The organism is Acidovorax sp. sif0632 (assembly GCF_019218805.1).
Taxonomy (GTDB): Bacteria; Pseudomonadota; Gammaproteobacteria; order Burkholderiales; family Burkholderiaceae_C; genus Acidovorax; species Acidovorax facilis.
This window is the reverse complement of the sequence record NZ_JAHUWW010000002.1, coordinates 892631-917826: the sequence shown is the minus strand read 5'-3', so window position 1 is coordinate 917826 and position 25196 is coordinate 892631. Positions and strand designations below refer to the sequence as shown.

Annotated in this window: 26 protein-coding genes; 13 read left to right on the top strand and 13 right to left on the bottom strand. The window is 65.3% G+C overall.

What is annotated here, in order from left to right; genetic code table 11:
- Positions 1-117: 117 nt before the first annotated feature.
- The 3 genes from KW832_RS09500 to KW832_RS09490 all read right to left on the bottom strand — a co-directional run bounded on the left by KW832_RS09500 (position 118) and on the right by KW832_RS09490 (position 2906).
- On the bottom strand, positions 118-954 hold the full coding sequence (locus KW832_RS09500) for a MetQ/NlpA family ABC transporter substrate-binding protein (protein WP_121943104.1): 837 nt from the start codon (positions 952-954) through the stop codon (positions 118-120).
- A 231-nt stretch (positions 955-1185) separates the two neighbouring features.
- A complete protein-coding gene (locus KW832_RS09495; protein WP_218299671.1) occupies positions 1186-2274 on the bottom strand; it encodes a DUF6817 domain-containing protein in 1089 nt (362 codons plus the stop codon).
- 323 nt (positions 2275-2597) lie between these two features.
- Positions 2598-2906, bottom strand: a complete 309-nt coding sequence (locus tag KW832_RS09490) for a hypothetical protein (protein ID WP_055397526.1) — start codon at positions 2904-2906, stop codon at positions 2598-2600.
- A gap of 280 nt (positions 2907-3186) precedes the next feature.
- Between KW832_RS09490 and KW832_RS09485 the strand changes: the two genes are divergently transcribed.
- Positions 3187-3480: a hypothetical protein gene (locus tag KW832_RS09485; protein WP_055397528.1), complete on the top strand. Its 294-nt coding sequence runs from the start codon at positions 3187-3189 to the stop codon at positions 3478-3480.
- 259 nt (positions 3481-3739) lie between these two features.
- Here the strand turns inward: KW832_RS09485 and KW832_RS09480 are convergent, their stop codons facing one another.
- The 4 genes from KW832_RS09480 to KW832_RS09465 all read right to left on the bottom strand — a co-directional run bounded on the left by KW832_RS09480 (position 3740) and on the right by KW832_RS09465 (position 8059).
- Positions 3740-4879 (bottom strand): zinc-binding dehydrogenase, encoded by a 1140-nt coding sequence (locus KW832_RS09480; RefSeq protein ID WP_121506619.1) that lies wholly within the window; start codon positions 4877-4879, stop codon positions 3740-3742.
- A 214-nt stretch (positions 4880-5093) separates the two neighbouring features.
- The gene (locus KW832_RS09475) at positions 5094-6335 is read right to left on the bottom strand and encodes an MFS transporter (protein WP_370628661.1); all 1242 of its coding nucleotides are present in this window, start codon (positions 6333-6335) and stop codon (positions 5094-5096) included.
- 3 nt (positions 6336-6338) lie between these two features.
- On the bottom strand, positions 6339-7334 hold the full coding sequence (locus KW832_RS09470) for an alpha/beta hydrolase (protein ID WP_255577645.1): 996 nt from the start codon (positions 7332-7334) through the stop codon (positions 6339-6341).
- A 254-nt stretch (positions 7335-7588) separates the two neighbouring features.
- Positions 7589-8059, bottom strand: a complete 471-nt coding sequence (locus KW832_RS09465; RefSeq protein ID WP_255577595.1) for a cyclophilin-like fold protein — start codon at positions 8057-8059, stop codon at positions 7589-7591.
- A 96-nt stretch (positions 8060-8155) separates the two neighbouring features.
- Here KW832_RS09465 and KW832_RS09460 point away from each other — a divergent pair, with 96 nt between their 5' ends.
- The 3 genes from KW832_RS09460 (at position 8156) to KW832_RS09450 (ending at position 10003) form a co-directional block, all read left to right on the top strand.
- On the top strand, positions 8156-9046 hold the full coding sequence (locus tag KW832_RS09460) for a LysR family transcriptional regulator (protein WP_218299669.1): 891 nt from the start codon (positions 8156-8158) through the stop codon (positions 9044-9046).
- Between the two features lie 149 nt (positions 9047-9195).
- The gene (locus tag KW832_RS09455; RefSeq protein ID WP_218299668.1) at positions 9196-9675 is read left to right on the top strand and encodes a MerR family transcriptional regulator; all 480 of its coding nucleotides are present in this window, start codon (positions 9196-9198) and stop codon (positions 9673-9675) included.
- Positions 9602-10003, top strand: a complete 402-nt coding sequence (locus KW832_RS09450; protein WP_121506623.1) for a carboxymuconolactone decarboxylase family protein — start codon at positions 9602-9604, stop codon at positions 10001-10003. Before KW832_RS09455 ends, KW832_RS09450 begins: the two co-directional genes overlap by 74 nt.
- Before the next feature lie 39 nt (positions 10004-10042).
- Here the strand turns inward: KW832_RS09450 and KW832_RS09445 are convergent, their stop codons facing one another.
- Entirely contained in the window at positions 10043-10630 is a 588-nt protein-coding gene (locus tag KW832_RS09445; RefSeq protein ID WP_218299667.1) for a DUF1566 domain-containing protein, read from the bottom strand.
- A 102-nt stretch (positions 10631-10732) separates the two neighbouring features.
- Entirely contained in the window at positions 10733-11716 is a 984-nt protein-coding gene (locus KW832_RS09440) for a LysR substrate-binding domain-containing protein (RefSeq protein WP_255577594.1), read from the bottom strand.
- A 165-nt stretch (positions 11717-11881) separates the two neighbouring features.
- On the opposite strand from KW832_RS09440, the gene KW832_RS09435 reads away from it, so the two are divergent.
- The 3 genes from KW832_RS09435 to KW832_RS09425 all read left to right on the top strand — a co-directional run bounded on the left by KW832_RS09435 (position 11882) and on the right by KW832_RS09425 (position 14931).
- Positions 11882-12973, top strand: coding sequence for a tartrate dehydrogenase (locus KW832_RS09435; protein WP_218299666.1), 1092 nt, complete (start codon positions 11882-11884; stop codon positions 12971-12973).
- Positions 12974-13142: 169 nt separating this feature from the next.
- The gene (locus tag KW832_RS09430; protein ID WP_218299786.1) at positions 13143-14102 is read left to right on the top strand and encodes a tripartite tricarboxylate transporter substrate binding protein; all 960 of its coding nucleotides are present in this window, start codon (positions 13143-13145) and stop codon (positions 14100-14102) included.
- 55 nt (positions 14103-14157) lie between these two features.
- Entirely contained in the window at positions 14158-14931 is a 774-nt protein-coding gene (locus KW832_RS09425) for an N-acetyltransferase (RefSeq protein ID WP_218299665.1), read from the top strand.
- Positions 14932-15090: 159 nt separating this feature from the next.
- Here the strand turns inward: KW832_RS09425 and KW832_RS09420 are convergent, their stop codons facing one another.
- Positions 15091-15756: a methionine ABC transporter permease gene (locus KW832_RS09420; protein WP_055397552.1), complete on the bottom strand. Its 666-nt coding sequence runs from the start codon at positions 15754-15756 to the stop codon at positions 15091-15093.
- Between the two features lie 14 nt (positions 15757-15770).
- Positions 15771-16826, bottom strand: a complete 1056-nt coding sequence (locus KW832_RS09415) for a methionine ABC transporter ATP-binding protein (protein ID WP_218299664.1) — start codon at positions 16824-16826, stop codon at positions 15771-15773.
- Positions 16827-17121: 295 nt separating this feature from the next.
- Here KW832_RS09415 and KW832_RS09410 point away from each other — a divergent pair, with 295 nt between their 5' ends.
- The 4 genes from KW832_RS09410 to arsB all read left to right on the top strand — a co-directional run bounded on the left by KW832_RS09410 (position 17122) and on the right by arsB (position 19828).
- Positions 17122-17448, top strand: coding sequence for a helix-turn-helix transcriptional regulator (locus KW832_RS09410; RefSeq protein ID WP_218299663.1), 327 nt, complete (start codon positions 17122-17124; stop codon positions 17446-17448).
- Positions 17449-17499: 51 nt separating this feature from the next.
- The gene (locus KW832_RS09405; RefSeq protein ID WP_218299662.1) at positions 17500-18006 is read left to right on the top strand and encodes an ArsI/CadI family heavy metal resistance metalloenzyme; all 507 of its coding nucleotides are present in this window, start codon (positions 17500-17502) and stop codon (positions 18004-18006) included.
- Positions 18007-18019: 13 nt separating this feature from the next.
- Positions 18020-18532, top strand: a complete 513-nt coding sequence (locus KW832_RS09400) for an arsenate reductase ArsC (protein WP_218299661.1) — start codon at positions 18020-18022, stop codon at positions 18530-18532.
- A 273-nt stretch (positions 18533-18805) separates the two neighbouring features.
- The gene (gene arsB / locus KW832_RS09395; protein WP_218299785.1) at positions 18806-19828 is read left to right on the top strand and encodes an ACR3 family arsenite efflux transporter; all 1023 of its coding nucleotides are present in this window, start codon (positions 18806-18808) and stop codon (positions 19826-19828) included.
- Between the two features lie 18 nt (positions 19829-19846).
- Here arsB and KW832_RS09390 read toward each other — a convergent pair whose 3' ends face one another.
- Positions 19847-21043: an MFS transporter gene (locus tag KW832_RS09390; protein WP_255577593.1), complete on the bottom strand. Its 1197-nt coding sequence runs from the start codon at positions 21041-21043 to the stop codon at positions 19847-19849.
- Positions 21044-21277: 234 nt separating this feature from the next.
- Here KW832_RS09390 and KW832_RS09385 point away from each other — a divergent pair, with 234 nt between their 5' ends.
- Entirely contained in the window at positions 21278-21874 is a 597-nt protein-coding gene (locus KW832_RS09385) for a molybdopterin-dependent oxidoreductase (RefSeq protein ID WP_094290564.1), read from the top strand.
- Between the two features lie 110 nt (positions 21875-21984).
- Here KW832_RS09385 and KW832_RS09380 read toward each other — a convergent pair whose 3' ends face one another.
- Positions 21985-23229 carry an MFS transporter gene (locus tag KW832_RS09380; RefSeq protein ID WP_218299660.1) on the bottom strand — a complete coding sequence of 415 codons (1245 nt, stop codon included), beginning with the start codon at positions 23227-23229 and terminating at the stop codon, positions 21985-21987.
- A gap of 97 nt (positions 23230-23326) precedes the next feature.
- Between KW832_RS09380 and KW832_RS09375 the strand changes: the two genes are divergently transcribed.
- Positions 23327-24283: a LysR family transcriptional regulator gene (locus KW832_RS09375; RefSeq protein ID WP_218299659.1), complete on the top strand. Its 957-nt coding sequence runs from the start codon at positions 23327-23329 to the stop codon at positions 24281-24283.
- Positions 24284-25196 lie beyond the last annotated feature (913 nt).

The following is a 25196-nucleotide window of genomic DNA, read 5'->3' as shown; positions in this document are numbered from 1 at the left end:
ATCTGAATATTTGCCGTTCTTCGACAGCGCTTTTGGGCTCCCGCTCCCCTCGCGGGAGAAAGTCAAACCAGGGCACCGCAGCGCCCACCCATTACAGGGTGCGCTCAGCGTGAAGCCTTAAAACCCTGGCAGCACCGAGCCCTTGAACTCGGTCTGGATGAACTTCTTCACTTCTTCCGAGTGGTAGGCCTTCACCAGCTTGGCCACCCAGGGCTTGTCCTTGTCGGCTTCGCGCACGGCGATCAGGTTGACGTAGGGGCTCTTGGCGTTTTCTTGTGCAATCGCGTCCTTGCCAGGGTTCAGGCCAGCCGACAGCGCAAAGTTGGTGTTGATGGCCGAGGCGTCCAGGTCGTCCAGCGAGCGCGGCAGCTGGGCCGCGTCAAGTTCGACGAACTTGAGCTTCTTGGGGTTGCTCACCACGTCCAGCGGCGTGGCCTTCAGGCCCGCGCCGTCACGCAGCTTGATCAGGCCCTTGTCCTGCAGCACCAGCAGCACGCGGCCGCCGTTGGTGGGGTCGTTGGGGATGCCGAACTTGGCGCCTTCCTTCAGGTCTTCCAGCTTCTTGACCTTCTTGGAATACAGGCCGATGGGGAAGTTGACGGTGTAGCCCACCGCCGCAAACTTGTAGCCCCGGTCGGCAATCTGGGCGTCCAGGTAAGGCTTGTGCTGGTAGCTGTTGGCGTCCAGGTCGCCCGCCGACAGCGCGGCGTTGGGCTGCACGTAGTCGCTGAACTCGATGATCTGGATCTTCAGGCCGTCCTTCTCGGCGACCTTCTTCACCTGCTCAAAAATCTGCGCGTGGGGGCCGCCCGTCACGCCGATCTTGAGGGGCTTGTCCTGGGCGATCGCGCCGGTAGAGAAAGCGGCGGCAGCAGCCAAAGCCAGGGCAGATTGCAGGAGGAGGCGCTTGTTGTTGTTCACAGGAAAAACCTTTCGTAAAGAGATGGCTCGCATCCTAGGGTTTTCCCGTTAAAACCGGAACAACTAAGTTTTCATTTCATTACAACTCAATCGAATAAGAAGACAAGACCCGAGCCCCCCCCCACCTCATGAGACTGGCGCGCGACCGGCGAGGGCAGCCGAGCAAGGGCCGCCCCGCAGCGAGGGCTGCGTCCCCCTTCCCGAATCGCGCATCGATTCGAGAGAAGGGGGAAGTGGCGCAGCCACTCAGGGGAATGTTCCCAGTCAACCGCGCAGCGCCACGTTGTTCAGCTTGTCCAGCCGCTCGGGCCACGTGCCCTCCACCGTCGCGCCCTGCAGCAGGATGCGCGTCCAGGCCACCCAGGCGTCCCACTGCACGCGCTTGTCCCACGCATTGCCCCAGGCGCTGAACAGGTGCAGCGCGCTCTCGGCGGCGGCCTTGGCGTCGTCCTTGCGGCCGGCCGACAGATACAGCTGGGCCAGCACCATCTGCGGTTCGCCCACCCAGGGGTTGTGGCGCACGGCGCTTTCCAGCACACCGGTGGCCACGTCCAGGTCCACCAGCGGCTGGTCTTGCTGGATGACCGACCAGTACAGCGACGTGGCCGCCGCCTCGTTGGCCGCAGACAGGTACTGCGAGCAGTGCGCAAACACGGGCGGCATGGGCAGCACATCCTTCAGGCCCGGGTGCTGCAGTGCCTTCGCCAGCCCGTTGATCTGGTGCACCATGCGTCCCGACGGCCGCATGGGTCCGGGCCAGAGCGATGCAGCCCAGTGCGCCTTCTGGTGACGGTGTTGCACGTCCGGAAAGCGCGAAAAGATGTCGTCCTGCCAGCTGAACCACTGCTCGATGGTGTCGGCCATGCTCACGATGATGAAGGCCGCCACCTCGTAGGGCGTGAGCACATGGTCCTGCCCATCCTTTTGCAGCACCAGGCTGCCGTCCGCCTCCAGCGCATGGGCCAGCACCTTTTGCACAAACTGCGTGCGCGACTGGGTGCAGAACAGGTAGACCAGGTGCTCGGCCGACTCGCCCGCAATCTCGCGCACCCGGGCGCGCTCCTTGGCGGGGTCGAACTTCACCAGGTCCACAAACGCATTGCCATACACGCTGTGCAGCAGGCCCAGCAGGCGCACGTCACGCGGCTGCTGCCACACCGTCAGCGTGCGCGTCACGCCCACCAAGTGGTGGCGAAACGTACCCGCCTTGTGCCAGTCCTGCCCCACATTGCGCGCGAGCACCGTGGGCAACACGGGCGCCAGTTCGGGGTCGCGGGTCAGCCACTCTTCGTCCAGCAGCGGCAATGCGCGGGCAAACATGTCAGGGTCCAGGGGGTGAAGCGGCAGGGTCATGGTGTTGTGTCTCCGGCGTTGATGGTGCAGGTAATGCAATGTACACACAGTATCTGCCCACACGGCGGGTGCGCAAGCACCGGGGCGACCCGGCCCTCACACCCAGCACGCGCCTGCACAGCGGCTCGGTCAGCCCTATTGCGTGCTGCGGGCTTTCAGGCTCAGAGGCTGAGAGTTTTTAAGCCGGGCCCGAAAGGCGCGCCAATACGCCTCGGATCTAGGCGCAAAGCACAGCCATAGCTCAGGCTATGGCGAGCATTTGTAACGACGAGCCGGGGCGTATTGGCGTGCAAGGCGGGCATGGATGAAGGACTCTCAGCCTCTCAGACCAGCCGCACCTCAAAGTACGCGCCCTCGCCTTCCCCCAAATCCCGGAACCCGGCCTGCCGGGCTGCCACGCTGGCCTTGCCCCAGGCCTTGAGCAAAGTGAGATCGCCAGGGGACACCACCTCGGGGGGCGACTCCTCCAGGCTCTGCATGGTGTCCAGCGCAGCTGCTACCTGTTCAGGGCCGCCAAGCTGCTTTTCCAGGGCCCTGGCATACCGGGTTTCTGCGGCAATGCGCTCTTTGGGCGGAAGCTCCTCGGGATAGTCGCGGAGGTTGACGACGAAAGTGGATTCGATGACTTGCATGGCACTGCTACTCCTGTGGTTTGATACTGTATAAATATACAGTTTTTTCCAGCAGAATTCGAGCCCTGAAAGATCACCCGGGAGCGCGGGATGATAGAAGGATTGTTCTCAATACTGGAACAGTTAGTTCGCGACCAGGTAGTTTTTCCGTGAACACGATCGGCGTACAGTTCATCCCATCGATGAGCCGAACCCGCAAGGCGACTCACCGAACCCGGTTCAGGAATGGTTTTTGACCCGGCTTTTTTGAGACGCTTTTTAACCTTCAAGGATTTTCATCATGAACAAGACCGCCCGTTTCCTCTCCGTCGCTGCCGTTGCCGCTTTCGCTTCTTTTGGCGCCCAGGCTGACGAAGCCGACAGCTCGCAATTCGCCCTGAAGTTCGAAACGAACCGCACCCGCGCTGAAGTGGCCGCTGAAGCCGCTACCGTCGCCCAGACGCGCAGCCAGGAACCTGCTGGTTCGCGTGTGGTGACCTACACATCCACCGCTGACCGCGCTGCTGTGCGTGCCCAGGCTGCTGAAGCCCTGCGCACCGGCCAGATCCCCCACGGCGAATTCAGCGCCATGTAATTGGTAGACCAACTGCTTGAGATTGGTTGAAGCAGTTGCGGGACTTCCCATGGTGGTGGCACTTTGCATTTGCGGGTGGCGCTGCCATGGGGAGTGTTAACTGAACCGCAGGGGCGGGCAGGCAGATCGGGCTCCCTTTGGGAGCCCTTTTTGTTGGCGCACGCGGCGCCGGCTGGCTACATGGCACTTACCGAGCTTGCCTGGCGCCTGCCGTAATGGACCGTCCCTCAAGGCGCCGCAAGAGCCCCTGCAACGTCGCTTACAGCGACGGGTCGATCAATACCTTGGCCCCAGTATTGCGCGGGCCGTAGAACGCAATGGACTCGGCACTCAGCGCGCCTGCCAGCGACACGGTGCGCGCGTAGTGGCTGGCAAACGTGGTCTTCAGCTCGGCCGCCACGCGCTGGCGCAGCGCCTGGGTGGCCTCTTCGCCAATCTTCTGCAGAAACGGGAACAGCAGCCATCCCCCCATGCCCCAGGCCATGCCAAAGGTGCGGTGCACTTCGGTCGGGCGCGTGTCCAGGTGGCCGTACAGATAAACCTGCTTGTGCACGGCCGAGCCGTAGCGGCTGTATTCCTTGGCCTTGCGGTTGATGGCCGCCTCCATGCACTGCAGGATCTGCCCCGCCAGCGTGCCGCCGCCCGTGGCATCAAACGCAATGGTGGCGCCAGTGGCGGCCAGCGCGTCGGTCAGCTCGGCCATGAAATCGGGCGCACTGCTGTCGCACACGTACTGGGCACCCAGTTCGCGCAACAGTTCCGCTTGCTCGGGCTTGCGCACGATGTTGACCAGGCCGACACCATCCTTCTGGCAAATCTTGAGCAGCATCTGGCCCAGGTTGCTGGCCGCAGCGGTGTGCACCAGCGCGGTGTGGCCTTCGCGCTTCATGGTTTCGACCATGCTCAGCGCAGTCAGCGGGTTGACAAAACACGACGCGCCCTCAGCCGCCGTGGTGCCGGGCGGCAGCGGCAGACACTGCGCTGCAGGCATGGCGCGGTACTGCGAATACATGGCGCCACCAATCACTGCCACCGTGCGGCCCAGCAGCGCCTGCGCAGCGGGCGATGCACCCGCAGCCACCACCAGACCGGCGCCCTCGTTGCCCACGGGCATGCTCTGGCCCAGGCGTGCCGCCATGCCGGGCATGGCGCGCTCGGGGATGCGAGCCGTGGCCACCGGCCGCTCGGCCGTGCCTGCGACCTGCACGGTGGACAGATCAGCCGGGCCCAGCAGCAGACCAATGTCCGATGGGTTGATGGGCGTGGCCTGTACCTGAATCAACACTTCGTCAGGCCCTGGCGTGGGCACGGGTGTCGGCTCCAGGCTGATCTGCAAGGTGCCATTGGCTTGTACAAGCGAGCGCAGCTGCAGCGCGGTGGTAGGGATGGATGGGTTCATGGAAGACTCGCAGTGGGATGATGGAAATGGAGCCGCGCACATGAAGCGGCGCGACGTGGGGGGAGGCTGGGGTGCCAGCAGGTCACAGCCTCTCCACCTGCCGCGCCATTTTTCACCAGGACGCCGGGTTTTGCTGTCCCCTCGGTTTTGCACCCCACATCGCCGTCAGTTTGCTGGCGCGCAATGCACGCGTGCACCCCATCTCCTTCAACCTTCAACTACCGACAAAAGCACGGCCCTCGGACCTGCCAGAGCGCCAGGTCAGCAAGACCAGCAACGCGGCCACCACCAACAAAACAGCGCTGACGACAAAGGTGCTCTGGTATCCGCTGCGGTCAAACAGCAGGCCCCCCACCGTGGAGCCCAGGCCGATAGCCAGTTGGACCACCGCCACCATGAGACCGCCTCCGGCTTCAGCGTCTTTCGGCATCGACCGGGCGACCCATGTCCACCAGCCCACCGGCGCGGCCGTAGCCACCAGGCCCCACACACCCAGCAAGGCCGTGACAGCGGTGAGCTGGTCACCCAAACAGATCAGCGCGATGGCGATGAGCGCCATCAAGACGGGTGCCATGAACAGCGTTGGGTAAAAGCCTCTGGCCAGCGCCGCGCCGACGAGCGTGGTGCCCACAAAGCCCGCCACCCCGATCACCAGCAGGATGAACGACAAGGTGAACCCACCCACATGCGTGACGGTCTCCAGAAATGGACGCAGGTAGGTAAACAGCACAAACTGTCCCATGAAAAAGCAGCCCACTGCCAGCATGCCCACGGCAATCATCCGGCGCCGGAGCAGTCTGAAAACAAGGCCAGAGGCCCCAGAGCGCCGGGGCCCGGCAGGCATCGGCGGCAGGCTCACCCACTGCCAGATGAAGGCCAGTACCGCCACCGGCACCAGGCAGAAGAAAGCCCCGCGCCAGCCAATCACGGCCCCCAGATAGCTGCCGAGCGGCGCCGCCACCACCGTGGCCAGCGCGTTGCCACCATTGAAGATGGCCAGGGCCCGTGGCACCTGCTGCGCGGGCACCAGCCGCATGGCCGTGGCGGCCGACATCGACCAAAAGCCTCCCACCACCACCCCAATGAGCGCGCGCCCCACCATGTACACCGCGTAGTTCGGTGCCAGTGCAATGACCGCGCCAGATAAGCACATCAGCGCCGTAAGGCCCAGAAGCAGGGTCTTGCGGTCCATCCTGCCTGCCAGCGCTGCAATGCTCAGGCTGGTGAGCACGGCGAAGGCGCCCGATATCGCAATGCCCTGCCCGGCCCAACCCTCACTGACACCCAGGTCTGCGGCCATGGGTGTGAGCAGGCTGACTGGCATGAACTCCGACGCGATCAGCGCAAACACGCAGAGCGTCATCGCAAAAACGCCGCCCCAGCGCGCGGGCTGCGCCGCCGCCCCGTCTTCACCGCCTGTGTGGTGCGGCGGGGCGTCGCAAACCTGGGTGGTCATTGCTTAAGCCAGGTGTTTGCCAAAGAACGCCGTCAACTTGCCCCATGGGATCAGGTTCACACGGTCATACAGATCCACATGGCCCGCACCGGGGACGATGTGCAGCTCCTTCGGCTCGGCAGCGCGCTTGAAGGCGTCTTCGCTGAACTCCTTGGAATGCGCCTGGTCACCCGTGATGAAGAGCATGGGGCGCGGAGAAATCGTCTCGATGTCATTGAACGGGTAGAAGTTCATGAACTTGACGTTGCTGGTCAGCGTGGGGTGGGTGGTGGTTTTGGCTGAGCCGCCCTTGGGCGTGACCTCGCCACGCGGGGTGCGGTAGAAGTCATAGAACTCCCGCTGAATGGGGTGTGTGTCTGCCGTCAGCTCGTGCACCGTGCCACCGGTGTACTGGATGGCTCCGCCGGTGAATTCCACGTAGCGCTGCTCGGCAGCGGCGGCAATGATCTGCTTGCGCTGCTCCAAAGTCTGCGAGTGGTTCAGCGCATCACGGTTGGCAGCACCCATGTCGTACATGCTGACGGTGGCGATGGCCTTCATGCGCGGGTCGATCTTGGCGGCGCTGATGACAAAGCTGCCGCTGCCGCACACGCCAATGGCCCCAATGCGCTCGCGGTCCACCATCGCCTGCGTGCCCAGAAAATCCACCGCTGCGCTGAAAGCCTCGGCATAGATGTCTGGCGCCACGGCGTTGCGCGGCTGGCCGTCGCTCTCGCCCCAGAAAGGCAGGTCCAGCGACAGCGCGACAAAACCCTGCTCCGCCATCTTGGTGGCATACAGGTTGGCGCTTTGTTCTTTGACTGCGCCCATGGGGTGGCCCACCAGAATGGCCGGATTTTTTTTGCTGCGGTCTAGGTTCTTGGGCACAAACAGGTTGCCAGCCACTGCCATGCGGTACTGGTTCTTGAAGGTCACCTTGCGCACGGCCACCTTGTCGCTTTGGTAGAAATTGTCGGCGCCGCTGAGCTTGCCGGGCGCTGGCTGCGGCCCCGCTGCCATCGCACTACCACCCGCGGCAGACAGCCCGCCCCATACCGCCGCACCGAAGCCCGCCCGGATGAGGAAGTCGCGCCGGTCCGAGGTGAGGGGGGCTGTGCCGAGTATTGGGTGCTGTGCGTGGATGATGGAGAGTGTGTTGTGCATGTTCGATGCTCCTGGGGAGGAAGGAAATTGGGGAAGGACGAGAAATCGAGAAATGAAGGCGGGGGTCGAGGGCGCGCCTTCGTTGGACGCTCCAATGCTTTGTCCGCGCGTCAATCGCTGGCGCGTTCGATACGCACCTTCAAAGGCCCCTGGCGCTGGAACGCGGGCAGGCCCGTGTCCACTCTGCCGAGCCGCACCAGGCCGCGTGCATAGGCGTCATCGCCCACAAAAATCGCCAGATTGCCCCAGGGCGCGTAGTAGTTGATGTCACCGGTTTTGGGGGTGATGCCCGCCGGTGCCCCATCCACCGACAGCTTGCGCGGCAGGGTGGCGATGCGTTCGATCTCCGCGTAGTTCTGCAACGTCAGCGACAGCGGCAGTTGGGCCACAAAATCGCGCGCTGCGGCGTTGTTGTCCAGGGTGGCGGTGGCAATGGCGCCATCAATTTGCAGATGAATTTTCATGAGGCCCTGCTGTGCAAAGGTGGTGGTGGGCATCACCCCGGCTGCCAGGGTGAATGCCAAGGCGACACCCACCAGGGCGCGGCGTTGGAAGGGGTGGGTGCTGATGCGTTGTGCCATGGCAAGAAGTTTGCCCAGCATTGCTTGCGCCGACTAGATAATGAATGGCGAATGGGTTTATAAGGCTGGCTAACTAATCAACCCAAAGGATCAGACATGGCGAGACGCAACCTGAACGATCTGCTGGCCTTTGTCACCGTGGCGCGCGAGGGCAGCTTCACCCGGGCCGCAGCCACTCTGGGCGTCACGCAGTCCGCGCTGAGCCAGACCATCCGTGGCCTTGAAGAGCGCCTGCAGATCCGGCTGCTCACACGCACCACGCGCAGCGTCTCGCCCACACCAGCGGGCGAACGCCTGATGCAAGCCATCGGTCACCGCTTTGACGAGATTGAGGCCGAGCTGGATGCGCTGACCGCACTGCGCGACAAACCCGCAGGCACTGTGCGCATCACCTGCGGCGACCACGTCATGCACACTACGCTGCTGCCCAAGCTCATGCCGCTATTGCACGACAACCCCGACATCACGCTGGAGTTCGACATGAACTACGGCTTTCGCGACATCGTGGCCGACCGTTTTGACGCCGGGGTGCGCCTGGGCAACACCATTGACAAGGACATGATTGCCATGCCCATCGGCCCGCCGCTTCGCATGGCCGTGGTCGCATCGCCCAGCTACTTTGCCGCCCATCCCATTCCCAAAACCCCGCACGACCTGACGGCGCACCGCTGCATCAACCAGCGCATGCCTACCTCGGGCGGCCTGTACGTGTGGGACTTTGCGCGCAAGGGCAAACAGGTCAACGTGCGGGTAGATGGCCCGCTGATCTTCAACACAGCCTCGCCCCAGGTCGATGCAGCGTTGGCCGGGCTGGGCATTGCGCTGCTGCCTGAGGACGAACTGGCCCCCCACATCAAAGACGGACGCCTGGTCCGAGTGCTGGAAGACTGGTGCCCACCGTTCGCGGGCTACCACCTGTACTACCCCAGTCGGCGCCAGCCATCGCCTGCGTTTTCGCTGGTGCTGCAGGCGTTGCAGCTGCGGTGAAGAGACTGCTTGCAAGCACGCGGGTGGCTAGAGATCACGAGGCTGCGAATACGAACAAGGGTTAGACAGCGGCCTGTTGCGACCCCTTGTCACGTTGGAGCGATTCAGTGCTTGACTTAGAGTGCACTCCAACTTTCAGAATCGTTCCCATGGCATCCCTCCTCACCATTGCCGAAGTCGCCGAACGCACGGGCCTGACCGCGCACACGCTGCGCTACTACGAGCGCGCCGGGCTGATTGCGCCCGTGGCGCGCGCGCCGGGTGGCCAGCGCCGCTATGCGGCTTCGGACATGGAATGGATCGGATTCCTGCTGCGCCTGCGCGAGACCCAGATGCCCATCGGGCAGATGCAGGCCTTCGCGCGGCTGCGCAGCGAAGGGAACACCACCGCCCCCGAACGGCGCGAGCTGCTGGAGCATCACCTTGCTCAGGTGCTTGCAACCATCACCGCCATGCAGCAAGCCGCACAGGCGCTGCAAGCCAAGATCGCGCACTACCGGGATCTGGAGGCTTCCCTTCGCCACACACCCTCGTCACCCCGCAAAGGAAGCACCCATGTCCCCCGAAACCAATCCCCGTTATCTCCAGGGCCTCGCCAAGCTGCGCGAAATCGACGGCCACGCCGGTGAGCACGTCGTCGCCAGCCTGGCCGACATTGCCCCCGATTTCGCCCGCTACCTGATCGAGTTTCCGTTTGGCGATATCTATTCCCGACCCGGACTGGACCTGCGCAGCCGCGAAATTGCAGTGATCGCTGCTTTGACTGCGCTGGGCAACGCCACACCACAGCTCAAGGTGCACTTGCAGGCGGCGCTGAACGTGGGCGTCACCCGTGAAGAAATAGTGGAAGTCCTCATGCAGATGGCTGTTTACGCAGGCTTTCCCGCCGCGCTGAACGGACTGGCCGCTGCCCGCGAAGTGTTTGCGGCGGGCGATGCGGAAACGGTAGCAGCATGAGGTGCCTGAGCCGCTACCTGCTCCGCGCGACGTCTGCGGCTACTTCCCCGGCCCCACAGGCTGCGGCCGTACCAGCCGCACGGGCAGCTTGCTGGCCCGCGCCGCATCGCCCCGTGCCTCGCCGGTGGACAGGTTCACGGCCCAGCCGTTGATCATGGCAGCCTGCCGTACGCCATCGCCCGCGCGGCCTTGCGCGATGTTGCCGTAGGTGTATGGGTTGACGCTGGGCGCACTCACGTTGCTGGTGGATGACCAGTGCCACTGGCCCGGCGCGGCCGGGAACAGGATGGGGTTGAGGCCCGGGGGAGACAGCGACTTGTCCACCAGCCGCTGCAGTTCCGCCGCGCGGGGAAGGCGCCAACCCACGCCCTCGGCCTTCCAGCGGTCGGTGGCAAGGGTGGTGGCTTCGGCACGGTCCAGCAGCAACGGCTTGCCGGTGCAGGTCTTGCCCGTCCACTGCATGCCTTCCACACAACGCGGCCAGGCCAGGCCTGCGCGCGCATCAAGTACATAGGCGCCATCGGCCGACAGAGACCAGTCTTGGGCTGCGGTGGAGTCGGTAGCCAGCACCCGCAGGGCTGTGAGGGCGCAGGCCAGCGCGGCAAAAAGCTGCGAAAGTGGTTTCATGGGCAAAAGCCTGGTCTTGGCAGGGTAGCGGAAGAAGGCGGGCAAAACGGACTGGGATGGCGACACCCTACCCGCACAGCGACACCAGCGCCACCCCGCAGATCAGGAAACCTGCATTGCGCTTTTACCCAACTTGCCCGGCTTGGTCGGCTTGGCGGGCACAGCGACCGGTGCCCCCGACGCTGCCAGCGCCTCGGCCAGAAACCCCACAAACGCCTGCACGCGGGTGGAGAACTGGTGCCGCTGCGGGTACACCGCATAGATGTCAGCCGCCGGGGTCTGGTAGTGCGGCAGCACGGGCTCCAGCAGACCCTGGGCCAGGTGGCGGTTCACGTCCCACTCGGCGCGCATCACGATGCCGTGGCCCTGCAGAGCCCACAGCACGGCGATCTCGCCGTCGTTGGTGGTCAAGTTGCCGGTGATCTTGATCGACTCGGTGTGCGCCTTGCTGCCGCGCCCGGTGGTCAGGCGCCACAGGCCATAGGCCTCGTCGCCCTGGCGGATGCCGATGCACTGGTGCTCCATCAGGTCGCGCGGCACCCGGGGCCTGCCGTGGCGGTCCAGGTAGGCGGGCGCAGCGCAGAGCACGCGCCGGTTGGGTGCGATGCGGCGGGCAATCACGCGGCCGTCGGGCGGTTCGCCAAAACGCACGCACACATCGTAGGCGTCGTCGGTGATCGGCGGCGGGTGCACCGACAGCTGCAGTTGCACATCCACATCGGGGTACTGGCGCACAAAGTCCGAAATCACGGGCGCGATGTGCATACGGCCAAAGCCCAGCGTGGCGTTCACGCGCAGCAGGCCCTTGGGGCTGGCCTTGGACTGCACGATGAGTTCATCGAGCGCATCGATCTCGCGCAGGATGCGGCGCGCGTGCTCCAGCAGCAGCTCGCCCTCGGGCGTGAGGCTCATGCGGCGCGTGGTGCGGTTGACCAGCACCACGCCCAGGCGCTTTTCCATCTGCGTGAGGTGCTTGCTGACCGCCGCCGTGGAGACCCCCATTTCGCGCCCTGCGGCGCTCAGGCTGGGGCTGGCGGCCAGCGCGGAGAAAAAGCCCAGTTCTGCGGGCTGGATGGTGGAACTCATCGGCGCGACCTTAACTTCAGGTTAACGATGGATTCACTTTAGCGGCGTTCTGCAAAGGCGTCCAAGCCTACAGTCCCTCAACCGTTTGGTTTCTCCTGTGTCTCTCTTTCACGCCTGTGCCTTGCTGCACGGGCATTTCCAGACCTTTTTTACCCAGGCCTCTGCATGACAACCTATCAAATCGCCACCATCCCCGGAGACGGCATCGGCAAGGAAGTAATTCCCGCTGGCCAGCGTGTGCTCGAAGCCCTGGCCGCCCGCCACCCCGGCCTGCAGTTCCAGTTCGAAAACTATGGCTGGGGCGGCGACTGGTACCGCGCCCACGGCCTGATGATGCCGGCCGATGGGCTCGATGCGCTGCGCGGCAAGGACGCCATCCTGTTCGGTTCCGCCGGCGACCCGGACATCCCCGACCACATCACGCTGTGGGGCCTGCGCCTCAAAATCTGCCAGGGCTTCGACCAGTACGCCAACGTACGACCCACGCGCATCCTGCCGGGCATCGACGCGCCCCTGAAGCGCTGCACGCCCAAGGACCTGGACTGGGTCATCGTGCGCGAAAACTCGGAGGGCGAATACTCGGGCGTGGGCGGCCGCGTGCACCAGGGCCACCCCATCGAGGCGGCCACTGATGTCTCCATCATGACCCGCGTGGGCGTGGAGCGCATCCTGCGCTTTGCCTTCCGCCTGGCGCAATCGCGCCCCCGCAAGCAACTCACCGTCATCACCAAGAGCAACGCGCAGCGCCACGCCATGGTGATGTGGGACGAGATTGCCGCGCAGGTGGCGGCCGAGTTCCCCGATGTGAAATGGGACAAGGAGCTGGTGGACGCCGCCACGGCCCGCATGGTCAACCGCCCCGCCACGCTCGACACCATTGTCGCCACCAACCTGCATGCCGACATCCTCAGCGACCTGGCCGCCGCGTTGGCGGGCAGCCTGGGCATTGCGCCCACCGGCAACATCGACCCCGAGCGCCGCTACCCCAGCATGTTCGAGCCCATCCACGGCTCGGCGTTTGACATCATGGGCAAGGGCCTGGCCAACCCCATCGGCACCTTCTGGTCGGTGGTGATGCTGCTGGAGCACCTGGGCGAGGTAGATGCGGCCCGCGCCGTGATGCAGGCCATCGAACAAGTCACCGCCAACCCCGCCCTGCACACCCGCGACCTGGGCGGCACGGCCACCACGGCGCAGGTGACCGATGCGGTGTGCGCGCTGATCAGCGGCAAAGAGACCGAGCGCAAAGCCGCCTGAAAGCAATCGTTCAAGGCCCGCAAGAACGGGCCTGGACGCCACAAGGCGGGCACCACCACAAGGCCGCAAAGGCCACACAGCCGCCGCCCCATCCTTTAGGAGACAAACCATGCATCGCCCTACCCCCAGCCCCACCGCCATCGCCCACCCGCTGCGCCGTCAACACCTGATGGCACTGGCGGCGCTGGCCGCAGCCGCCTGCCTGCTGCCTGGCAAAACTGTCCACGCGCAGGCCTGGCCGACCAAGCCCGTCACCCTCGTCGTGCCGTTTGCAGCGGGCGGCACCACCGACGTGCTGGCGCGTGCGCTGGGCGAAAAGCTCAGCACCGCGCTGGGCCAGCCCGTGATCGTGGAAAACCGCGGCGGCGCGGGCGCCACCATCGGCGCCGACTACGTCGCCAAGGCCGCACCCGACGGCTACACGCTGCTGATGGGCGCGGTGCACCACACCATTGCCACCAGCGTCTACAAAAAGCTCAGCTACGACTTTCAAAAGAGCTTTTCACCCATCACCACCGTGGCCCTGGTGCCCAACGTACTGACCGTGAGCGCCACCACGCCCGCCAAGGATGTTAAGGAGCTCGTGGCCCTCATCAAGGCCGCGCCCGACAAGTTTTCGTATGGCTCCAACGGCGCGGGCACGGCGCAGCACCTGATAGGCACGCAGTTCTCGACCGCCATCGGTCAGCCTGTGCTGCATGTGCCCTACAAGGGCAGCGGCCCGCTCACCACCGACCTGCTGGGCGGCCAGGTGTCGATGTCGTTCGACACCATCACGCCCGTGCTGCCCCACATCAAGGCAGGCAAACTGCGCGCGCTGGCGGTGACCACGGCCAAGCGGTCCTCGTCGCTGCCGGATGTGCCTACGCTGCAGGAGAGCGGTTTTGCGAGCTTTGACATTGGCACCTGGTTTGGCGTGCTGGCCCCAGCACGCACACCCGCCGATGTAGTGGCCCGGCTGAACGCCGAGATGGTCAAGGTGATCCAGTCGCCCGACTTCAAGAAGCGCATGCAGGACATTGGCGCCGAGCCCATCGGCAACACGCCCGCGCAGATGGCCGAGCAGATAGCCAGCGACACCACACGCTTTGCCAAGCTGGTGGCCGACCACAAGATCACCACCGACTGAACCGACCGAAACGACTGACTGTGTGCCCGAGGGGCGGGTTGGTATAACCCCAGACATGACGCCCACCACCATCGAGCCCACCGTCCCCGCAGCCCTGATCCGCGCCCTCGAAGAACGCGCCTTCAACGCCTGGCCCGCGCGCCAGACGGTGTTCCACCGGGGCTGGGTGTTCCGGCTGTCGGGCGGTTACACCAAGCGTGCCAATTCGGTCAACGCGCTGCTGCCCGGCGCGCCGTTTGACGGGGTGCGCGAAGCGGCTGCAGTGCTGTACGCACGGCACGGGCTGCCCGCCGTGTTCCGCATCTCGCCCCTGGCCCCGGCCGAGGCCGACCGGGAGCTGGCCGAGGCGGGCTATCAGCATTTCGATCCGTCACTGGTGTTGCACCGGCCGCTGGCCCTGGGTTCGGTCGGCAAGCCCGATGGCAGCACCCATATCAGCACCACGCCCACTGCCGCCTGGCCGGAGGGCTTTGCCGCCGCCAACAGCGTGCCAACGCACCACCGCGCGCTGCACAACAGCATGCTGGACCACATCGCCCACCCTGCCGCATTTGCACTGCAGCACGACGCACAAGGCCAGCCCGTGGGCTTTGGGCTGGCAGTGCTGGAGCGCGGCGCCGTGGGCCTGTACGACCTGGCCGTGGCGCCTGAGCACCGGGGCGGCGGGCGCGGGCGCGCGCTGGTCACAGCCCTGCTGCACTGGGCCGCCGAGGCCGGGGCAGCCAGCGCCTACCTGCAAGTGCGCGCGCAGAACACGCCAGCGCTGGGGCTGTACCAGTCGATGGGGTTCAAGACGGCGTATGGCTACCACTACCGGGTGCCGGGTTAAAGGGGTTTTTCAGGCTCCCTCTCCCACAAGGGGGGAGGGAGTAAAGACCAGCGCCGCTGTTGGCTCAAAGCAAAGGGGCAAAAATATGTATTAAATTGGCCCTTGACGCTTAAATATCAAGCACCGGCAGCTATCTAATCAATAGCAAAAAAATGCAAATCAACGGTGGCTCAACCTGCGCACCGCCCAGTCCCCCAGGCTCTGCACGGCCTGCACAAAGAAGATCAGCACCAGCACCACGGCCAGCATGATCTCGGGCAGAAAGCGCTGGTAGCCGTAGCGGATGCCCAGGTCACCCAAACCACCGCCGCCAATCGCGCCGGCCATGGCCGAGTAGCCGGTCAGGCTCACAAACGTGATGGTCAGGCCCGCCACGATGCCGGGCAGCGCCTCGGGCAGCAGCACCTTCCACACGATCTGGCTGGTGGTGGCGCCCATGGCCTGGGCGGCTTCGACCAGGCCGTGGTCCACCTCGCGCAAGGCGGCTTCGACCAGGCGGGCCACAAACGGTGCGGCAGCAATCGTCAAGGGGACCACCGCAGCAGCCGTGCCAATCGACGATCCCGTGATGAAGCGCGTGAAGGGGATGATGGCCACCAGCAGGATGATGAAAGGCGTGGAGCGCACGGCGTTCACCAGCCAGCCCACGAGCTTGTTGACGGGCCCGTTCTGCAGCACGCCGCCGTGGTCCGTGAGGCGCAGGAACACGCCCAGCGGCACGCCGATGAGGCCACCCACGATGCCGGAGATGCCCACCATGATGAGCGTCTCCCACAGCGAAGAGGCAAAGAGGTCCAGCATAGCCGGAGTGAAATGGTCGAACATGGCTTATGGCTCCCTCAGATTTCAATCGTGACTTCTTGCACCGCCACGCCGCCCGCGCGCAGGTGCTCCACCGCACCGCGCACCTGCATGGGCTCGCCGCTGGCGTACACGGCCAGCGAGCCGAAGGTCTCGTCCTGGATATCGTCCACCTGGCCATGCAGGATGCTCATGTCCACACCAAACTCGCGGATCAGCTGCGACAGAATGGGCTGGTAGGCGCTGTCGCCCGAGTACGACAGCCGCAGCAGCCGCCCCGCGTGGCCGGGCGCCGTGGTGGCCAGCTGGCGGGTGAGCTTGCGCACATGGTCAAGCACGCTCGCAGGCAGCTCTTGCGGCAGGATTTCGTCGATCAGGCTCTTGGTGATGGCCTGCTGCGGGCGCGTGAAGACATCGAGCACGCGGCCCTGCTCCACGATACGGCCCGCCTCGATCACGGCCACGCGGTCGGCCACCTGCTTGATGACCTGCATCTGGTGGGTGATGAGCACCACGGTGAGGCCCAGCTCGCGGTTGACCTGGCGCAGCAGGTCGAGGATGGAGCGGGTCGTCTCCGGGTCCAGCGCCGAGGTGGCTTCGTCGCTCAGCAATACCTTGGGGCGGCTCGCCAGCGCGCGCGCAATGCCCACGCGCTGCTTTTGCCCGCCGCTGATCTGCGCGGGGTAGCGGTCGGCCAAGTGGGCCAGGCCCACCAGCTCCAGCAGCGGGTTCACGCGCTCGCGAATCGCTGCCTTGTCCATGCCCGCCAGTTCCAGCGGTAATGCGGCGTTGTCGAACACGGTGCGCGACGACAGCAGGTTGAAGTGCTGGAAGACCATGCCGATCTCGCGCCGGGCCTCGCGCAGTTGCGCGTCGTTCAGCTGGGTCAGGTCACGGCCGCCCACGATGACCTGGCCCGTGGTGGGCCGGTTGAGCAGGTTGATGACGCGCACCAGCGAGCTTTTGCCCGCGCCGCTCTTGCCGATGACGCCGAACACTTCGCCCGGCTGGATGCTGAGGTCGATGCCACGCAGGGCTTCGACGGGGCCTTGTGGGCCCTGGTAGGTTTGGGTGATACCCCGTAAATCGATCATGGAAAGCAGTGCGCGGCAGCGGCCTCACGGTGAGTGGCCGCTGCGGCGCGGGTCTGGAAAAGGATGGGCGACTGTATCGGTGAATCGTAAGTTCACAAACGATTAAAAAATCGGGTGATTAGATCGCCGAGTTATGAAGACTGTGGTACACAGACTTCAATAACTATGAATTTCATAGCTATCAGAGCAATACCATAGAGCGCAGACTGTCATTTTTCCTTGAATTTTCCTGACGACTCCAGAAACTTCTCCAGGCCACATTTCTATATTTCCACTTTTGTTGTATTATCGAACCATGCAAGAAACCGATGTCATCCGATCCCTCGCCGCCCTGGCCCAGGAGGTGCGCCTGCGGGTGTTCCGCGCCCTGGTGGTGGCGGGCCAGGAAGGGCTCACGCCCGGCGGGCTGTCCGAGCAGCTGGGCATTGCGCCCAACACGCTGTCGTTCCACCTCAAGGAGCTGACCCACGCGGGCCTGGTGAGCCAGGAGCGCCAGGGCCGCAACCTGATCTACCGAGCCTCGTTTGCCACCATGACCGACCTGCTGGCCTACCTGACCGAGAACTGCTGCCAGGGCGCTGCCTGCCTGACCGACGAGGCCACCGCCGCCTGCCAGTGCTGATCGCCCCCCAACAACTTCCACCCCACGACCCACAGCCGAAAGGAAACCACCATGAAGCGATTCCACGTCCACATGCATGTCGATGACCTTGCCAAGAGCATCGCGTTCTATTCCAGGCTGTTCGCGGCCGAGCCTGCACGTGTCGAGACCGACTACGCCAAATGGATGCTCGAAGACCCGCGCGTGAACTTCGCCATCTCCACCCGGGGCGACAAGCCCGGCGTGGACCACCTGGGCTTCCAGGTGGACGAGGCCGACGAACTGGCCGAGCTCAAGGCCCGCGCCCAGGGTGCCGACATGGCCCTGCTGGACGAAGGCGCCACCACCTGCTGCTATGCCCGCAGCGACAAGCACTGGATCACCGACCCGCAGGGCGTGGCCTGGGAACACTTCCACACGCTGAGCAACATCCCCGTGTTCAACGAAGCCGCTGCGCAGCAACCCCAGGCAGCCCAGGCCGCCTGCTGCCCCACGGGCGCACCGTCCGCCCCCGCCCCCGCGCCCGGCCAGGCTGCCTGCTGCGGGCCCACCGCCAACAACCCCAACAAGTGCTGCTGAGCCTGGAGCCACGATGAACGCCACCCCACAACGTCCTCCTTTGAACGTGCTCTTTTTGTGCACGCACAACTCCGCCCGCAGCATCCTGGCCGAGGCCTTGCTCAACGCCATGGGCCAAGGCCGCTTCAAGGCCTATTCAGCCGGCAGCAGCCCGCGCGACAACCAGCAGCCCCACCCGCTGGGCCTGCAGGCGCTGGCCCACGCGGGCATCCCCACCGAAGGGCTGCGCAGCAAAAGCTGGGACGAATTCGCCGCCCCTGGCGCACCGCACATGGACCTGATCATCACCGTGTGCGACAACGCAGCGGGCGAGGTCTGCCCCTTCTGGCCCGGCCACCCGGCCACGGCGCACTGGGGCTATGCCGACCCGTCAGCGGGCGATGGCTCGGACGCCGACAAGGCTGAGGCCTTCCGCAAAACCCTGCACGCCATCAAGCAGCGCCTGGAACTGCTGGTGAACCTGCCCGACGACAAGCTCGCCGCCACCGCGCTGCAAGCCACGGCCCGCAACCTGCCCAAGCAATGATGAAACACCCCCTGAGTCGCTTCGCGCCTTCCCCCTCTCTCGCCTCGCTGCGCGAGCCGGGAGGGGGACGCCCCCAGCGCACGCAAGCAATGCGCCGCACGTGCGGCTTGGCGGCCCTTGCGCGGGGGCGCTGGTTTAGAGCGCGCCAGTTGCATGCATCGCGGGTGGCGCGCAGCGCAATGGATAACTGAATGGACCACTGAAATGACCCTGCCACCAAGCCCTTTACAACGTGCTGCTGTCAGTGCGCTGCCCCCCTCCCCGGCCGCCGGCATGGCGGTGTTCGAGCGCTACCTCACCATCTGGGTGCTGCTGTGCATCGTGGTGGGCATTGCGCTGGGCCAGTGGCTGCCCGGCGCGGCGCGCGCCGTGGGCGCGCTGGAGGTGGCACGCGTCAACCTGCCGGTGGGCCTGCTCATCTGGGTGATGATCATCCCCATGCTGCTGAAGGTGGACTTTGGCGCGCTGGCCGAGGTGCGCCAGCATGTGCGCGGCATTGGCGTGACGCTGTTCGTCAACTGGCTGGTCAAGCCGTTTTCGATGGCGCTGCTGGGCTGGCTGTTCATCCGCCACTGGTTTGCGCCGTACCTGCCTGCCGACCAGATCGACAGCTACATCGCCGGGCTCATTTTGCTGGCCGCCGCGCCCTGCACGGCCATGGTGTTTGTATGGAGCCGCCTCACCGGGGGCGACCCGCTGTTCACGCTGTCGCAGGTGGCGCTGAACGACAGCATCATGATCGTGGCGTTTGCGCCGCTGGTGGCCTTTTTGCTGGGTCTTTCGGCCATCACCGTGCCGTGGGACACGCTGCTCACCTCGGTGGTGCTGTACATCCTGATCCCCGTGGTGATCGCGCAATGGCTGCGCAAGCGGCTGCTGCGCAAGGGTCAGGCCGCCTTCGACGCCGCCGTGGCGCGCACCGGCCCCTGGTCCATCGCCGCGCTGCTGGCCACGCTGGTGCTGCTGTTCGCCTTTCAGGGCGAAGCCATCCTGCAGCAGCCGCTGGTCATCGCCCTGCTGGCCGTGCCCATCCTGATCCAGGTGCTGTTCAACTCCGCCCTGGCCTATGGCCTGAACCGCGCCGTGGGCGAAAAGCACAACATTGCCTGCCCCTCGGCCCTGATCGGCGCGTCCAACTTCTTCGAGCTGGCCGTGGCCACGGCGATCAGCCTGTTTGGCTTTCACTCCGGCGCAGCACTGGCCACGGTGGTGGGCGTGCTGATCGAGGTGCCCGTGATGCTGGCGGTGGTGGCCGTGGTCAACCGCAGCAAGGGTTGGTACGAGGCGCGGGGCTGACAACCACTGACGGGGTGATCACGCGCCTGCCACCACCCCACGCGCCTGCACCCGGCGCGAGATCAGCATCCCCAGCACAAACACCCCCACCGCCGCCACCGTGAACACTGGCGGCAACCAGCCCCGGTCCACACTGAATGCCACCAGCAGCACACCCGTGGACTGCCCCAGAAACAGCAGGCACGCAAACAGCGTCACTGCCGTGCCCCGCGCCTCGGGCGCCATCTGCGTGGCCTGCACCTGCAGCGTGTTGTGCAGCATGTAAAAGCCGATACCCGCCAAGAAGCAGCCCAGCATGGCCCAACCCACGGCGGGCGCCCAGGCCAGCGACAGCAGGCCGATGGCAATGAAACTGGCGCCCAGCACGGCGAGCCCCCGCTCGCCCAGCGCCGCCAGCCAGCGCCGCGCAAACACGCTGTAGATCAGCCCGCCCACGCCATACAGCACCATCACGCCGCCCGCCGCAGAGGCCGACAGGCCAAACCCATCGACCATGCGCGCAGGCACAAAAGCCAGCGTGCCAAACGCGAGTGCGCCCTCAATCGTGACCACCGTGAGCACCCAGCGCACACGCGGGATGCGCAGCAGCGCCAGGGTGCCCGCCAGGTAGTTGGCCAGCGAGAACGCCGGTGCGCCCGGCACCACCACAGGGCGCAGCGCCCCGCTGGCGCGCGCATGGCGCAACAGCAGCGTGGCTGCCGTGAAGAACAGCACGGCCAGCACACCCAGCGCCGCACGCCAGCCCAGCGTTTCGGTGGCAAAGCCGCCAAACCACTGGCCCGCCATCATTCCGGTCACCGTGGCCACCATCAGCCGCGCCAGGGTCTCTTGCCGCTGCTCGTAGGCCACCTCATCGCCAATCCACGCCATCGACAGCGGAATGATCCCGGCCGCCGCAGCCCCCATGGCTGCACGCGCAACCACCAGCAGGCTGAAGCTGGGCGCCAGGGCCGTCATGGCACTGAACACCGCACAGGCCGCTGTGGCGCCGATGATCACGCGCACCTTGCCCACCCGGTCGCCCAGCGGGCCATACACCAGCTGCAGCACGCCGTAAGCAACGGCAAACGCCGCAATCACGGCCGATGCATCGCCCGTGGTGATCTTGTACTCAAGGGACAGTGCCACCAGCATCGGGTCGCACACACGCATGGAGGCCATGCTGCAAAAGGCCGCCAGGCTGATCAGCCGCAGCATCGTCGAAGAAGAAGTCATGGGCGCCGATTGTGGTGCGGCTCGCGTCTGCGCGCTGGCAGGGTGCGCCATGCACCCTGGGGGTTGAAGGCCACAGGACACGCATGCCACACGGCACACGCGGCATACGCAAACAGGTACTGACACTTTTTTGGGTGGCAAGCGCCAGTCCTGCGCTTACCATGCGCCCCGGATTGATGCGCCCCATCCATCGATCAATCAACCAGGCAAACAACACACGAGGAGAAACCGAGCATGAACAAAAGAAACTTTGTGGCTGCCAGCGTCGGCCTGGCAGGCCTGTGGACCGCCACCACCAGCAGCCACGCCGCCCCACCCGCCAAAGCATCCACCAGCCCCGCCCTGCTCACCATCAGCGGCGCCATCACCCAGCCCAACCGGGGCGCGCTCGATGCCACCATCGACCAGATGATGGGCAAACACGGCATCCAGTTCGACAAAGCCCACGCGCTCGACGCCGCCGCCCTGCAGCGCATGCCCGCCATCACCATCAAGCCCACGCTCGAATACGACAGCAAGCCCCACACGCTCAAAGGCCCCCTGCTCACCACCGTGCTGGCCGCTGCCGGTGTGGCCGCAGGTAGCCCCGTGCAGCTGGTGCTGCGCGCGGTGGACGGCTACAACGTGACCATCAGCATGGCCGACGTGCAGGCCTACCGCATGATCGTCGCCACCCACATCGACGGCCAGCCCATGGCCCTGGGCGGCCTGGGCCCGCAGTGGGCGGTGTACGACGCGGACGTGCTGCCCGCCTTCAAGGACAAGCCAGTGAAGGAACGCTTTGGCCTGTGCCCCTGGGGGCTGTACCACATTGAAGTGAAGAAGGCCTGAGGCCACCGGCAAGGTAGCCCAGCAGAAAGAAAGAGCGGCTCCCGGGCCGCTCTTTTTTTGATAGCTGCTAACGCTTACCCATCAGGCGGCAGAGCCATTTTTTATTCAGATCATCCTGCCCGCCGCGCCAACCGCACCCCCAGGGCCGCCAGTGACGACACGGTGGCCAGCCCCACAACCCCCTGCCAGCCCCACTGCGCCAGAACCAAGGCGCCCAGCGCAGCCCCGGCCGACATGCCGATGAACATGCCTGTGAACAGCAGCGCATTCAGCCGGCTGCGCGCTGCGGGGTCGATGCCGTACACGATGGTCTGGTGCGCCACCAATGTGGCCTGCACGCCAAAGTCAAAGCCGATGGCACTGGCCACGATCAAGCCCAGCTGGGCCTGCGCAGGCAGCAGCGGTGCCAGCGCCATCACGGCAAACGACGCGGCAGCCAGCCCCGCGCCATAGCGCGTCACCACCTCGGGCCCGCGCTTGTCGGCCAGACGCCCGGCCAGCGGGGCAGCCAAGGCACCTGCCGCCCCAGCCAAGCCAAACGCACCCGCCGCCGCCGTGCCCAGTTGGAACTGGCTGTGCAACATCACCGCCAGCGTGGACCAGAACGCGCTGAAGCCCACGGCCAGCAACCCCTGCGCCCAGGCCGCACGGCGCAGCGCTGCGTGCTGGCGCCACAGTGCCACCATCGAGCCGATCAGCGCGCCATAGCCCAGCTGCGTGGTGGGCGCAAAGCGCGGCAGCCCGCGCCACACGGCCACCGTCAGCAGCGCAATGGCCACCGCCGCCGCCACATACACCGTGCGCCAGCCCCACTGCTGCGCCACAAAGCCGCTGACCACACGCGACAGCAAAATGCCCAGCAGCAGCCCCGTCATCACCGTGCCCACCATGCGCCCGCGCTGTGCGGCCGGGGCCAGCGTGGCGGCGGCGGGCACCACGTCTTGCGCCACCGTGGCCGCCAGGCCCACGGCCAGGCTGGCCGCCAGCAGCGCGCCCATGCCGGGCGCCAGGCCGCTCAGCAGCAGCGCCAGCATCAGCGCAATGGACTTGATGACGATGATGCGGCGCCGGTCAAACCGGTCGCCCAGCGGCGCCAGCAGCAAGATGCCCAGCGCATACCCCAACTGCGTGAGCGTGGGCACCAGCCCCACCACGCGGCTGTCGGCCTGCATGTCGGCCCCCAGCACGCCCAGCATGGGCTGGCTGTAATACAGCGACGCCACGCTCAGCCCCGCCGTGGTCGCCAGCAGCAACAGCAGCGGCGCGCTCACCGCGCCTGCCGCACTCTCTTCAGCCAGCGCCACCGGGGCCCGCCCCGCCACACCCCTTGCATGCACATTTTGAATGGAAGACATCACAACACCATCGGTTTAAAAGGAATGGTGCGATTGTTCTATCCCGTCGCCGCGCTGGGTAGTAGGCTGAATTGCAGATTCGTTATACGCTTGACGTATGACCAACACCCTCCCGGCCCTCCCGACCCAGCCGCCCGGCGCCGACCGCATCGAGCTGATGCAGACCTTTGTCCGCATCGTCGAGGCCGGCAGCCTGTCGGCCGCCGCCCAGCAACTGGGCACCAGCCAGCCCACCGTGAGCCGCCGCCTGCAAGCGCTGGAGCGCAGCCTGGGCATCAAGCTGCTGCAGCGATCCACCCATGTGATGAAGCTGACGGAAGACGGCGACCGCTGCTTTGCCCACGCCAAGGCCCTGCTGGAAGACTGGCGCGCCATGGAGGACGACCTGCGCGGCACGGCCGACACCCCGCGCGGCACCCTGCGCGTGCTGGCGCCCCACGCCTTCGGGCAAAACCAGCTCATCCCCCCGCTGATGGACTACCTGCGCCGCTACCCCGATGTTTCGGTGGAATGGATGCTGCACGACCGCCGCCCTGACTTCATCGCAGAAGGTATCGACTGCGCCATCCAGGTGGGTGCGGTGGAAGACCCCTCGGTGGTCGCCATTCGCCTTGCCGAAGTGCCGCGCATCGTACTGGCATCGCCCGCCCTCATGGCAAGTCGGCCCACACCGCAACACGCGCAGGATCTGAAGGATCTACCCTGGCTGGCGCTCAGCACCTTCTACCAGCGCGAAGTCACCTTGACCCACCAGCACAGCAGCGAGGCCAGCACCTTCGCCATCACCCCCCGCCTGGCCACTGACAGCCTGTACGCCCTGCGCAGCGCCGCCCTGGCCGGGCTCGGCGCGTGTATTGCATCGGCGTGGATCGTAGATGCGGATCTGCGCGCAGGCGGCTTGCTGCACTTGGTGCCCACCTGGCAGGCCCCCTCGCTACCGGTGTATCTGGTGTATCCACATGCGCGGTTTTATCCGGCGCGGTTGCGGTTGTTTTTGGAGGGGATGCGGGGGGCGATGCCGGGGTTGGCGGGGATGCGGGGGGTGGTGTCTTGAGCGGACGACGACTGCCGGCCAGCAGCTGTCTCCCAGAAATACCTTCCGATATGCAGATGACTAAATCTGGGGCTCTCGTATGAAGCAGGTCCAGGCGCCAATTCTTGGCTTTTTGCTTGCACCCCTGGTCCCTGCAGCCCTGCTCTCGCTGACAAGCCCTGACCTCACAGATGGCAGTTGGAAAATGATTGGCACGTGGGTCATAGTTTTCTACCAGTTCACGTTGATTGTCACGGTCGCTCTAGGAATTCCCCTTTACCTTGTCGTTCGACGCTGGGGGCAGGTAACGTGGTGGTCTGCTCTGTTGAGCGGTGCCGCCGTTGGGACGGCTTTGTGCACGGTGACACAGGCGACCGCTCAAGCGGCGTTGTTCGGCGCAGGTGCGGGCGCGGCTGAGGCGCTTGTGTTCTGGGCAGTTTTGCGCCTAGGTCGCGCCAGCTGAAGACGGCCGCTCCTTTTAGACATGCTTCGAGCACTTGATCAAGTGCTGTCGCCGTAAGAGAGCGTCTGACGAGTGTCCGCTCAGGGCCCAAAGGCGACGCTGACACGCCGCCAGGGGCGGGGCAGATCTTGCTACAGCTTTGCGGGGCAGCTTCTAGCGCATCGATTGGCTATCGACGAATCTGATCACCGAGTGCCGGGGCGTACGCGGTATCAAAACCCAGTCGTTCAGATAGGTAACCACCGCAGGGCAGACCGTCATCGCTCCGTAGGTTCGTCTCGCGTTCTCAGGGTCGGTGAAGTGCACATCAATTCGTTTTCCGCGTCGGATTACAAGTTTGATATTTAGGCTCGTACACCCATGGCTCTGCTTTCCGCGTGAAACGCCAACGAGAGTGAATTGACTGAAGTCGACCTTCGGTGCGCCTATGCTCTCAGCATCCCGCGGATTGGGTTCTAATTTGCCCATCGC